The sequence below is a fragment of the Antarcticimicrobium luteum genome (assembly GCF_004358185.1).
Taxonomy (GTDB): domain Bacteria; phylum Pseudomonadota; class Alphaproteobacteria; order Rhodobacterales; family Rhodobacteraceae; genus Antarcticimicrobium; species Antarcticimicrobium luteum.
The window spans coordinates 24,198-36,579 of record NZ_SMUV01000042.1 but is presented as its reverse complement, the minus strand read 5'-3'; the positions used below and the strand labels follow the sequence as shown (position 1 = coordinate 36,579).

The 12,382-nt window shown below is 67.1% G+C and carries 10 protein-coding genes and 1 pseudogene; 1 reads left to right on the top strand and 10 read right to left on the bottom strand.

Going from position 1 to position 12,382, the window contains the following annotated elements:
• Positions 1 to 160, top strand: a pseudogene (locus E1832_RS22835) (ribulose-phosphate 3-epimerase); the annotation flags it as partial.
• Positions 161 to 281: 121 nt separating this feature from the next.
• Here E1832_RS22835 and E1832_RS02450 read toward each other — a convergent pair.
• The 10 genes from E1832_RS02450 to E1832_RS02405 form a co-directional block, all read right to left on the bottom strand.
• On the bottom strand, positions 282 to 1,061 hold the full coding sequence (locus tag E1832_RS02450) for an oxepin-CoA hydrolase, alternative type (protein WP_133358152.1): 780 nt from the start codon (positions 1,059 to 1,061) through the stop codon (positions 282 to 284).
• 22 nt (positions 1,062 to 1,083) lie between these two features.
• The gene (locus E1832_RS02445) at positions 1,084 to 1,515 is read right to left on the bottom strand and encodes a PaaI family thioesterase (RefSeq protein WP_245513775.1); all 432 of its coding nucleotides are present in this window, start codon (positions 1,513 to 1,515) and stop codon (positions 1,084 to 1,086) included.
• Positions 1,496 to 2,629 (bottom strand): acyl-CoA dehydrogenase family protein, encoded by a 1,134-nt coding sequence (locus E1832_RS02440; RefSeq protein ID WP_133358151.1) that lies wholly within the window; start codon positions 2,627 to 2,629, stop codon positions 1,496 to 1,498. The genes E1832_RS02445 and E1832_RS02440 overlap by 20 nt, the downstream gene beginning before the upstream one ends.
• A 4-nt stretch (positions 2,630 to 2,633) precedes the next feature.
• Complete coding sequence (locus E1832_RS02435; RefSeq protein ID WP_133358150.1) at positions 2,634 to 3,824, bottom strand: acyl-CoA dehydrogenase family protein; 1,191 nt, start codon at positions 3,822 to 3,824, stop codon at positions 2,634 to 2,636.
• Between the two features lie 151 nt (positions 3,825 to 3,975).
• Positions 3,976 to 5,151, bottom strand: coding sequence for an acetyl-CoA C-acyltransferase (locus E1832_RS02430; RefSeq protein WP_133358149.1), 1,176 nt, complete (start codon positions 5,149 to 5,151; stop codon positions 3,976 to 3,978).
• Positions 5,151 to 7,244, bottom strand: coding sequence for an FAD-dependent oxidoreductase (locus E1832_RS02425; protein WP_133358148.1), 2,094 nt, complete (start codon positions 7,242 to 7,244; stop codon positions 5,151 to 5,153). Before E1832_RS02425 ends, E1832_RS02430 begins: the two co-directional genes overlap by 1 nt.
• 326 nt (positions 7,245 to 7,570) lie before the next feature.
• Complete coding sequence (locus E1832_RS02420) at positions 7,571 to 8,803, bottom strand: Tm-1-like ATP-binding domain-containing protein (protein WP_133358147.1); 1,233 nt, start codon at positions 8,801 to 8,803, stop codon at positions 7,571 to 7,573.
• A gap of 23 nt (positions 8,804 to 8,826) precedes the next feature.
• Positions 8,827 to 10,206: an aldehyde dehydrogenase gene (locus E1832_RS02415; RefSeq protein ID WP_245513773.1), complete on the bottom strand. Its 1,380-nt coding sequence runs from the start codon at positions 10,204 to 10,206 to the stop codon at positions 8,827 to 8,829.
• On the bottom strand, positions 10,176 to 11,798 hold the full coding sequence (locus E1832_RS02410) for a tripartite tricarboxylate transporter permease (RefSeq protein WP_133358146.1): 1,623 nt from the start codon (positions 11,796 to 11,798) through the stop codon (positions 10,176 to 10,178). Before E1832_RS02410 ends, E1832_RS02415 begins: the two co-directional genes overlap by 31 nt.
• Entirely contained in the window at positions 11,798 to 12,328 is a 531-nt protein-coding gene (locus E1832_RS02405) for a tripartite tricarboxylate transporter TctB family protein (protein ID WP_133358145.1), read from the bottom strand. Before E1832_RS02405 ends, E1832_RS02410 begins: the two co-directional genes overlap by 1 nt.
• Positions 12,329 to 12,382 lie beyond the last annotated feature (54 nt).

Sequence of the window (12,382 nt, the reverse complement as noted above, 5' to 3'; positions counted from 1 at the left end):
CGGCGTCGATGCCACCACCGCGCCCTTGGTGGCCAATGCCGGCGCCGACGTGCTGGTGGCCGGCTCGGCGGTGTTCAGGGGCGGCTCGCTCGAGCGCCCCGAGGTCTACGGCCAGAACATCCGCGCCATCCGTGAGGCGGCGCAGGGGGTCTATGTCTGAGGCCGCCGGCCCCGCTTATACCGTCCCGCCTGTACCACAGTGACCCGCCCGGCCGCCCCCATGGGCGGGCGCGGCCCCCGGGTCCGACGACCCTCCGTTGCCGCCTGCCGGCTCTCGTGTCTTATCCCTGCGACCAGTCCGGCCTGCGTTTCTCAAGGAACGCCGCGATGCCCTCGGCCGCCTCGGCGCTGCCGGTGGCGCGGGCCATCGCGTCGCGCTCTCTCGCCAGTTGCTCGGCCTCGCTCATGTCATAGGCCGAGGCCACCAGCCGCCGGATCGCCCCCTGCGTGTCGCGCGGGCCGCGCGCCAGGGCATCGGCCAATTCATGTGCTGCGACCTCTGCCCCACCCGGCGCGCTCAACAGGTTGACCGCCCCCAGCGCCGCCATGCGGCCAGCCCCCACGGGGCGGCCCAGCAGGCACATCTCCATCGCCAGCGGGCGCGGCAGGCTGCGGGCCAAAGCTGCGGTCAGACCGCCGTCGGGCACCAGCCCGGCCTTGACGTAGGCGGCGGTGAACTGCGCGTCCTCGGCGGCCACGATCAGATCGCAGGCCAGCGCGATGGACAGACCGGCGCCCGCCGCGCCGCCCTCGATGGCGGCGATCACCGGCACCGGGCAGGCGCGGAGCCCCCGGATCACGTCGTGCAGCTTCTCTATCTGGGCGCGGCGTTCGTCCTCGGTCATCTTGCGGCGGTCGATCAGCACGTTGAGATCGCCGCCGGCGCAGAAAAAGCCCCTCTCGGAGGTCAGGATCACCGCGCGGACGCGGGGCTGCGCAGCCTGATGCATCGCCTGCGTGATCGCCGCGTAAAGATCGGGCGTGAGCGCGCCGCGCCGTGCCGCGTTCATATTGACGACCACCAGCCGGTCGCCTTTGTCGTCAACGCGTGCAAGTGTCATGGTTTTCCCCCGGCTTGCGACGTTACTTTGCCGGCGCCACCGTGCGGTAGACGCCGGTGCCGGTGGCAACGAGACGCTTGGCCTCATCCCAAAGCTCGCCCTCGATGAACAATGTGCGCTTGCCGCCGCCGGTGACCCGGCCGATGGCGGTCACCCGGCCCTGTCCGCAGGGGGCCAGGAACTGGGTGGTGAACGAGAGGCTCATCATCTGCGGCATCTCCTGGCGGTTCAGATGCAGCGATCCGGTATAGCCGCAGGCGCTGTCCAGCAGCATCGCCTGGATACCGCCATGCAACACGCCGTGACGGTTGGAATGCCGCGCATCGACGTCGAGATAGAGCCGCGCGCGCCCGTCCGGCTGGCCCACATCGGTGGTCCAGCCGATCAGGTTCTGGGCGCCGGTCTCACCGTGGATGAGACCGGCGGCGTCGATCTCAGGCCGCGCTGAGGTCAATGAACCGCTCCAGATGATAATCGGTATCGCCAAAGCGGTGATCGGTCATCACGATGCGCTTGGCGATATGGGCCAGTTCATATTCCTGGGTCATGGCGATGCCGCCGTGCATCTGGATCGCCTCCTCGGCCACCAGACGGCCCACGCGGCCGATCAGGTTGCGCGCCGCGGCGATCTGCAGATCGCGTTGCGCCGGAGCGTCGGCCAGGTGGCCGGCGGCGTTGATCACCGCCGAGCGGGCCTGTTCCAGCTCGATCAGCATGTCGGAATAACGGTGCTGCAACGCCTGGAAGCTGCCGATGGGCCGGCCGAACTGTTGCCGCGTCATCAGATAGCCGCGGGTCAGCTCGGTCGCGGTTTCCATCGCGCCCAGCGCCTCTGCCGCCAGCGCGACGTTGGCGGCGGCGACGGCGGCGGCGATGGCCGGATAAGCCTCGCCCGCCGCGCCGAGACGGGCCGAGGCGGACAGGCGCACATCGTCCAGCGTCACCTCGGCGGCACGACCGCCAGAAAAGAGAGGATAGCCGCGCAGCGTCAGCCCGGCGGTGCCCGCGGGAACCAGGAAGAGGGAGATCCCCGCCTGGTCATCCGCGCCGCCACTTTCGCGGGCGGAGACGATCAGGTGACCGGCGGCCTCGGCATTGGCGACGACGGCCTTGCGGCCGTTCAGTACGATGTCATCGCCACTCTGTACGGCGGTGGCCTCGACCCGGCTGAGGTCGTAACGGCTGGTCGGCTCGCCATGGGCGAAGGCCAGATGCAGCGTGCCGCCGATCACCTCCTCCAGCAGCGCCTGCTGCGCGTCATTGCCCAGCGCCGCGATCAGACGGCCGCCGAGGATGGCGGTGTCCATCACCGGTTCGACCACGCCGGCGCGGCCCAGTTCCTCGAACACCGTGGTGATGTCGAACCCGGCGCCGCCGAAACCGCCCTGCGCCTCGGTGAAGAGGGCGCCGATCACGCCCAGGTCTGCCAGCCCGGTCCAGATCCCCGCGCTGATACCCGTTTCGGACTCGAGAATCCCGTTGCGCACCTGGGTGGTGTATTTGTCCGCCAGATAACGCCGCAGCGTGTCCTGCAGCATCTGCCGTTCTTCGGTAAGGGTGAAATCCATGCCCTCAGCCCCCCATTCTGACCTTGGCGATAATTCCGCGCTGAATCTCGTTCGAGCCGCCGAAGATCGACAATTTGCGATTGTTGAAATATTGCGCCGATTGCGGACCGGCATAGTCCGGGCCGACCGGATCGTTGTTGCCCTCCAGCGTTTCCGACGGGAACGGCATCGCATAGGGGCCGACCGCGCGCCGGGTCAGATCGTTGATCTCCTGCCGGATGATGGTGCCCTTGACCTTGAGCATCGAGCTTTCCACCCCCGGCGCCTGACCGGCGGCGGCCTGGGAGATGATCCGCAGGTTGGTGGTGGACATTGCCATCAGGTCGATTTCGACCTTGGCCAGACGCGCGGCGAAATGCGGGTTCTCGATCAGCGGGCGGCCGCCCGACATTTCGGCCCGCGCGATGCGCTTGACCGCGTCGAGCCCGGCCTGGGAAAACCCGACGCCGGCGATATTGGTGCGCTCATGCGTCAGCAAGTACTTGGCGTAGGTCCAGCCCTTGTTCTCCTCGCCCACAAGGTTCTCGACCGGCACCTTCACATCGTTGAAAAAGACCTCGTTCACCTCGGGCGTGCCGTCCAGAAGGATAATCGGGCGCACCTCGATCCCCGGCGTGTCCATGTCGATCAGCAGGAACGAAATCCCCTCCTGCTGCTTGACGGTCGGGTCGGTCCGCACGAGGCAAAAGATCTTGTTGGCGTGCTGGCCCAGCGTGGTCCAGGTCTTTTGCCCGTTGACGATATAGTGGTCGCCCTCGCGCACGGCGCGGGTCTTGAGGCTGGCCAGGTCCGAGCCGGCGCCCGGTTCGGAATAGCCCTGGCACCACCAGTCGTCGCCATTGAGGATGCGCGGCAGGTAATAGTCCTGCTGCGCCTTGGAGCCGAACTTCTGCAGCACCGGCGCCAGCATCCCGAGGCCGAAGGGAACAATGCGCGGGGCGTTGGCCATGGCGGCCTCTTCCTCGAAGATATGGCGCTGCACCGCGTTCCATTCGGCGCCGCCGAATTTCTTGGGCCAGTTCTGGGCGAGCCAGCCGCGCGCGTTCAGGATCGCGTGCCAGCGTTCGATGTCGGCCTTGCCCAGTTCGGCGCCCGAGCGGACCTTGTCCGACAGCTCCTTTGGCAGGTCGTCACGAAGAAACGCGCGTACCTCGTCGCGAAACGCGATTTCCTCGGGTGAGTAATTCAGGTCCATTATCCGGTCTCCTCAACTAACGCCGGGTCAACGCGACAGTGATCGCGTCCGATCCGAGGGGGGGCGCAGGCACGCCCACCCGTTGGGCGGGGGCGGGGCGGGGCAATCCTGCGTGGTTCGCCCGCACCGCCCATTGCCCGGTTTCCTGCGATCAGTAGATCTCGAACAGACCCGCCGCGCCCATACCGCCGCCGATGCACATGGTCACCACGCCCAGCTTGGCGCCGCGCCGCTTGCCCTCGCGCATGATGTGGCCGACCATGCGACCGCCGGTCATGCCAAACGGATGCCCGATAGCGATGGAGCCGCCGTTGACGTTGCATTTCTCGTCGTCGATGCCCAGCCGGTTGCGGCAGTAGAGCGCCTGGGAGGCGAACGCCTCGTTCAGTTCCCACAGGTCGATATCGTCGATCTTGAGACCGTGGCGTTCCAGCAGACGCGGCACGGCAAACACCGGACCAATGCCCATCTCGTCAGGCTCACATCCGGCCACCGCAAAGCCCTTGAACGCGCCCAGCGGCTCGATGCCGCGCTTTTCGGCCTGCTGGCTGTCCATCACCACCACGGCGGCCGCCCCGTCGGACAGCTGACTGGCATTGCCGGCGGTGACGAAGTTGCCCTCACCACGCACCGGTTGCAGGCTGGCCAGCCCCTCCAGCGTGGTCTGGGGGCGGTTGCATTCATCGCGGTCGACCAGAACCTCTTTCATCGAAATTTCGCCGGTTTCCTTGTCCTTGACCGCCATGGTTGCGGTCATCGGCACGATCTCGTCATCGAAATAGCCCGCCTGCTGTGCGGCAGCGATCCGCTGCTGGCTGCGCAGCCCGTATTCGTCCTGCTCCTCGCGGCTGATGCCGTAGCGTTTGGCGACGATGTCGGCGGTCTCGATCATGGTCATGTAGACCGCCGGCTTGTGCTCCATCAGCCACTGTTCGGGCGCGTGGCGCGCCTTGGGCTGCACCATCGAAATGCTTTCGACCCCGCCGGCGACCATCGGGCCGGCCCCTTCGCAGGTGATCGCATTGGCGGCCATCGCGATGGTCTGAAGCCCGGACGAGCAGAACCGGTTCACGGTCACGCCCGAGGCGGTGATCGGAAGCCCGGCGCGCAGGGCGATCTGGCGGGCGATGTTGCTGCCGGTCTCGGCCTCGGGCGCGCCGCAGCCCATCAGGCAATCCTCGATCTCGCCGCCGTCGAGGCCGGCGCGCGCCACCGCGGCCTGCACCGCATGGCCACCCATGGTCGCGCCATGGGTGATGTTGAACGATCCCCGGAAGGATTTGGCCAGCCCGGTACGGGCCGCGGATACGATAACAGCTTGTTTCATCACGATGCGTCCTTGTTCAGATCGTCAAAATTGCGCCCTTCGGCGACCAGTTTTTCCAGCAGCGGCGCGGGTTCCCAGAAATAGGGATCGTCCTTGGCCCAGGATTTGATGTCGGCCAGCAGCCCGTCGAGGCCCTGCATGTCGGCCCATTTCATTGGCCCGCCGCGATAACGCGGAAAGCCGTAGCCGTAGAGCAGGGTCACATCGACATCGAGCGGACGCTTGGCGATGCCCTCGCCGACCACCCGTGCGGCCTCGTTGACCATCGCGGCCATGTAGCGGCGCACGATCTCCTCTTCGGTGAACTCCCGCGGGGTGAGATCCTGGGCTTTGCGGTCGGCCTCGATCAGCGGCATCAGGTCGGGGTTGGGCACGCGGGCCCTGGCGCCGGCGGCATAGTCGTAATAGCCCTTGCCGGTCTTCTGGCCGAAATGGCCCGCCTCGCAGAGTTTGTCGGCATAGGTGAAATCGCGCGCGCGCGGGTCCATCCCCTCGGCCCGCTTGCGCTTGCGCACGGCCCAGCCGATGTCGAGCCCGGCCAGATCGCCCACCGCATAGGGGCCCATGGCGAACCCGAACTTCTCAAGCGCCGCGTCGATCTGATAGGGGCTGGCGCCGTCGAGGATCATGTAGTCGGCGCAGGTGCGGTATTTCGACAGGATGCGATTGCCAATGAAGCCGTCGCAGACCCCGGCGCGCACCGAGACCTTGCCCATCTTCTTGCCGAGCGCGAAGCCGGTGGCGACCACATCCGGCGCGGTCTTGTCGGCGACCACGATTTCCAGCAGCTTCATCACGTGGGCGGGCGAGAAGAAATGCAGCCCGATCACATCCGCCGGGCGGGAGGTGCAGGCGGCGATCTGGTTGACGTCGAGATAGGAGGTGTTGGAGGCCAGCACAGCGCCGGGCTTGCAGACCGCGTCCAGCTTGGTGAAGACATCCTTCTTGACGCCCATCTCCTCGAACACCGCCTCGATCACCAGGTCGGCGTCGGAGAGCGCGGAATAATCGGTGGCCAGCGTCAGGGCTTTCTCGGTCAGCTCCTCGAATTGCGCCGGGCTGATCTTGCCGCGTTTCAGCGCGCCCTGCAGGTTGCCGGAGATCCGGCCCTTGGCGGCCTCGGCGGCCCCGGCGTTCATCTCGATCAGGGTGACCCTGAGGCCCGACAGTAGCGCCGAGGTGGCGATGCCCGCGCCCATGGTGCCGCCGCCGATCACGCCGATGGCGGTGAGCTGGCGCGGTTCGACCCCGTCCAGCTCGGGCAGTTTTCCCACCGCGCGCTCGGCGAAGAAGGCGTGGATCAGGCCCTGGCGTTGATCGGTGGCCATCAGTTCCATGAACAGCTCGCGCTCGCGCTTCATGCCCTCGGCAAACGGCAGCTCGCAACAGGCCTGGATGCCGCGTACGGCGACGGCGGGGGCCAGCTGGCCGCGGCCCTTTTTCAGCACCGCGTCATAAAGCGCGTCGAAATCCACCGGCTCGGGCGCGGCCATCTCGCTGATGGCACGGCGGGGGGCGTTGGCATCGATCAGCTCCTGCGCATAGGCCAGGCCGATCTCGCGCGGGGCGCCGTCCTCGACGCGGTCGACAATGCCCAGCTCCAGCGCCTCGGCGGCGCCGACCTGACGGCCCGAGGTGATCACGTCGAGCGATTTGTCGATGCCGATCAGGCGCGGCAGCCGCTGGGTTCCGCCGGCGCCGGGCATGACGCCGATCAGAACCTCGGGCAGGCCCATCCGCGCCTTGGGCACGGCGATGCGGTAATGCGAGCCCAGCGCGATTTCCAGCCCGCCGCCCAGCGCGGTGCCGTGCAGCGCCGAGACCACGATCAGCGGCGAGGATTCGATGCGGGTGCAGACGTCCGGCAGGAAGGGTTCGGCGGGCGGCTTGCCAAACTCGCGGATGTCGGCACCGGCAAAGAACGTGCGCCCCTCGCCATAGATTAGCACCGCCTTGGCGCCCTCTTTCTCGGCGCGTTCGATGCCGTCGACCAACCCCTGGCGCACCGCCAGACCCAGCGCGTTGACCGGCGGATTGTTCGCCGCCAGAACCGCGATATCGCCAATTTTCTCGTACATGATGGCCTCGGACATCCGGCCTTCCCCTCTTTGTGACCGGCCGGCCCGCGCGCGGGCCTTGTGCCGGTGATGTTCCCAGTCTATCGGACTTCTAGCGGCGAAGAGGGTGCCGGCGCAAACCTGCAAAGCGGAACATTGCGTCATTTTCGGGCACAACCCCGCGCGGCCAGAACTCCCCCCTCAATCAATTTCGCAATGCGGAACCCAGTTCCACCAGGCTGGCGCAGACTAGGCGCAGGCGGCAAGGAAGATCAAGACCAAAGCCCCCGCGCGCAAGAATATTGCGGCGGGGGTCAGAAAAGCAGGGTGTTGAAGCGGAAGGCATCCGCGCGCGTCGCAGGTCAGGGCCGGGGAATCACGCCCTCTTCGACCCAGGCGTCGAACACCGCCAGCGCCCGGTCGGTGAACTCGGCATCGTTGATATGCGCCGCCATTTCCGCCAGCCGAACATTGGCCGGACAGCTTGCGACGACCTCGTCGCAGAAGGCCGCCAGCCCCTCGGCGTCGTGCAGCTCGGCGCCGGGGCGGTCCCATTCGTTGCAGCCGCCACGCGGCAGCAGCAAGGTGACCGGCCCCGAGGCATCGGCCAGCTTGTCGCAGATCGCGCGGGCGACCTGACGGCGTTCCTCCGGCGCCAGCACCGCCGAGGTCAGCAGCCGGTTGTGCGCATGGCTCGGCCGGTCGGCCAGCTGCGGCGGTGCCGGCCGCCAACCCACGAAATCGACCAGATCGTAGCACCCCGGCGCGACAATCTGGGGAACGCCCCGGCGGCCGGCATTGGTCATCCGGTCCTCGCCGGCGCTGAGGCCGCCGAACAGGTGGTTCGCCACCTCCTGCGGGGCGAAATCCATCACCGCGGCAAAGGCGCCCTCGGCAGCCAGCGATTCGAACGCGCGCCCGCCCATGCCGGTGGCATGGAACACCGCCACCTCGTATCCGCGCGCCTCCAGCGCCGGTTTCAGCGTCACCATATAGCGCAGCACCGTCTTGCCGAACGAGGTCATGCCGATCAGCGGCCGGTCGCGTTTGGGCGGCTCAACCGCGCGGGCCGCCCCCAGAACCGCGCCGGCGGCCTGGCTGAGCGAGGATTTGCAGACCGAGTTCAGCCCGTAGAGCCCGCCGGCCCAGAGGATCATCTGCACATCGGCCGGGATCCGCTCGGGCGGCAACAGCGGCGAGAAGGAGACGGTGGAGACGATGTATTTCGGCACCCCCAGCGGCAGCGCGGCGGAGAGATCGAGCGCCAGATCGGTGCCCATGGTGCCGCCCAGAACGATCACCCCGTCGACCCGCCCGTCATCATGGAGGCCCCGGGCCATGGCGGCGGCGCCGCGCGCCATGATCTGCATCGCCACATTCTCGTCGCCGCTGTCGATCGCGGCATGGATCGAGCTGCCGCCGGCCTCGGCCACCTGGTGCTTGGAGACATCGGCGGGCCGCGCGGGATCGCCCAGCACGCTGACATCCATGGTCAGGACAGCGCCCCCCTGCCCGGCGATGCAGGAACAGAGATAATTCAGTTCGTCGTTCTTGGTGTCATAGGTGCCGACGACGAGGATGGTCTTGTCGGTCATGGCGTCCTCCCTTCCGGGCTGCGTCAGAGTTGAATCCAGGCGGTTTTCAGATCGACGTATTTGTCGAGCGCGTGCAACGATTTGTCGTGGCCGTTGCCCGACTGTTTGACGCCGCCCAGCGGCACGGTCATGTCGGCGCCGCCATAGGTGTTCACATGCACCACGCCGGCGCGGATGCCCGCCACCATCCGGTGCGCCCGGCTGAGGTTGCCGGTCCAGACCGCGGCGGCCAGACCGAACTCGGTCGCATTGGCCAGCCGCAGCGCCTCTTCCTCGGTATCAAAGGGGGTGACGGCCAGAACCGGGCCAAAGACCTCGCGCTGGAACAACGTCGCGTCGGGGGTGACCCGGGTGACCACGGTCGGGGCCATATAGGTGCCGCCGGTGTCCCCAAGGATGCGGGCACCGCCGGTGACGATGTGGCCGCCCTCGGCCCGCGCCATGTCCATGAACGACAGATTGCGCCGCAGCTGATCCTCGGAATTCACCGCGCCGATCTGGGAGCGCAGATCGAGCGGATCGCCCACCTGCAGCGCCTCGGCCTGTTCGGTCAGCATCGCGACAAAATCGTCATGCACCGCGCGCTCCACCAACAGGCGCGACCCCGCGACACAGACCTGGCCGGAGTTGCGGAAGATCCCCATGGCCGAGACCTTGGCCGCCTGCGCCAGATCGGGGTCGTCGGCGAAGACGATGTTTGGGGATTTGCCGCCGAGCTCCAGATAGACGCGCTTGAGGTTCGAGGCCGCCGAGGCCTCCAGCAGACGCCGCCCGGTCGCGCCGGAGCCGGTGAAGGTCAGCACATCGACATCCGTCGAATGGGCCAGCGCCGCGCCGGTCTCGGCCCCGGTCCCGGTGACCACGTTGAGCACCCCGTCAGGCAAGCCGCAGTCGGAACAGATCCGTGCCAGTCGCAGCAGCGTGAGCGAGGCGGTTTCGGCCGGTTTCAGCACCACGGAGTTGCCCATCGCCAGGGCGGGGGCCAGTTTCCACGCCCCGATCATCAACGGGAAGTTCCAGGGCACGATGGCGCCCACCACCCCCACCGGCACCCGGTGCACCAACCCCAGCACATCGGGGGCGGTCGGGGCGATCTCGCCCGCTACCTTGTCGATCGCCTCGGCGTAATAACGGAAGGTGCCGGCGGCGCTTCCCGGCTCGGCCTTATAGGCCATGTTGAACTCGGTTCCGTTGTCGCGGACGCCCAGAACGGCCAGCTCCAGCGCCTCGGCCTCGATGCGGTCGGCGATGGCGTGCATCACCTTTTTCCGCGCGGCAGGCGCGAGGCGCGACCAGCGTCCATCCTCAAAGGCGGCGCGGGCCGAGGCCACGGCGCGCCCGACATCCGCCGCAGAGGCGCCCTCGATTGTGGTCAGAACAGATCCATCAATCGGCGATACCACGTCAAGCGGCGCGCCCTCTGCAGCTTGCCACGTTCCATCAAGAAAGAGCTTTTGCGGCGCAACAGCAGCCTGCCGAAGCTTGTCGATCTGTGATTGCTCTGCCATTCGGCCTCCTTCAGGTCGCGGCGGTCCAGCCATACGCGGCGGATCTGGGTCGCCAGAACCAGGATGATGATGAGAAACAGGATGAACGACACCGGCCGGTCGATCATGTCGAGCGGGGTCTTCACCCGCGCCATGCCGGCGCGCAGCTTGACCTCCATGATGCCGCCCAGGACCATTCCGAGGATGATCGGCACCGCCGGCAGCGACAGCCGTTTCAGGATATAGCCCAGCACGCCGAAGACCGCCGCCAGCATGCAGTCGGTGGCGGAGTTGCGCAGGGAATAGACGCCGACGAAGCTGAGCGTCAGGATGCAGACCCCGAGGAACCGGTTGGGGATCCTGACCACCTGGATCAGCGATTTGGTCGCCACCAGCAGAAAGGCCAGCACCAGCACGTTGAGGATCAGCAGCGCCAGATAGAGGGCGACGACGAAATCCATGTCATTCTGGAACAGGCCCGGACCGGGCACCACGTTGTGCACGTAAAAGACGCTCAGCATCATCGCGGTCAGCGCCTCGCCGGGGATGCCCAGCGCCAGCAGCGGCACCATGGCGGCAGCGGGCACCGCGTTGTTCGCCGTCTCGGCCGCGATCAGCCCCTCGGAGGCGCCCCGGCCGAAATCCTCGGGCCGTTTGGAGGTGCGCTGCGCATAGGTGTAGGACATGAACTGGGCGGTGAACTCGCCCACCCCGGGGATCATCCCCATGATCACGCCGAAACCGGCCGAGACGCTGGCGACACGCGGATGGCGCAAAAGCTCGCGCATACCCTGAAACAGGCTGCCGCCCGACAGGCGGGTGGTGCGGATCCTCTCGTCCTCGGCGGTCAGCAGCACGAAAGCCTGGCTGAGCGCGAAGAGGCCGAGGACCACGACGATCAGGTTGATGCCGCCCTGCAAAAAGGGCTGATCGAAAGTGTAGCGTTGGGAATATTTCACCGGCTCCATGCCGATGGTCTGCAGGAAGATGCCGAAGGCGGCCAGCGCGCCGGCCATCAGCGCCTGACCGCGGTGGGCGACCACCACCAGGATGATGCCGAGGAGGGCGGCGAGAAAGATCTCGCGGCTGCCGAACATCGGCGCGATCCTGGCCAGCACCGGGGCAAACAGGATCAGGCAGATCACCGAGAAGATGCCGCCGAAGAAGGAGGAGGAATAGGCCAGCGAAAGCGCCCGGCGCGGCTCCCCCCGCGCGGTCATCGGATAGCCGTCGTAGGTGGTCAGCGCGTTGACCGCAGTGCCCGGCGTGTTGATCAGGATGGCGGGGATCGAGCCGCCGTACATGGAGCTGCCGTAAATGCCCAAGAGCACGGTCAGCCCGACGATCGGGTCCATCGAAAAGGTGGCGGGCAGCAGGATGGCGATCGCCACCGCCGGGCCGACGCCCGGGATCGCGCCGATCAGCACACCGCCGACCGAGCCCACCAGCAGCGCCAGCGCCACGTCCCAGCGCATCAGGATGTCGAGAGCGGAGAGAAACAGGTCCATCAGAGGTTCAGGATGAAAAAGCTGCGCAGCGCGCCGGGAAGGTATTCATAGATTGCTCCGCCAGGGATTTTCACGCCGAGAAAGGATTTGAACAGAACCACCACCACCACCGCGAAAATGATGCTGGCGCCCATCATCAGGCGGCTGCGATAGCCCATCCTCCGGGCCAGCAACGGCACGAAGGCCAGCGTCACCGGCAGGTATCCCAGCACTGGCACCAGCAGCACATAGCCCATGAACCAGCCGGAATATTCCAGCACCAGCGCCCAGCGGCGCAGTTCGGTCCGGTCGTTGACGTTGAAGCGGCGCCAGGGCAGCCGGTACAGGTGCAGCCCGCCCATCAGGACCATGCCGCCCAGCCCCACCGCCGGCCAGAACCGCGGCTGCGCAAAGAACCGGGTCTTGGCGGCCCAGATCGTCTGATCGCCAATCAGCAGCAAAAGCAGCAGCGACAGCGCGACAAAGCCCAGCGCAAAACCCAGCTGCCCCCGCCGCGGCCCGGCAAAGCGGCGTTCGCGTTCTGTAGCCATTGGGAATTACTCCGAAACGCGACGGGCCGGGGCACGATGCCCTGGCCCGTTGCA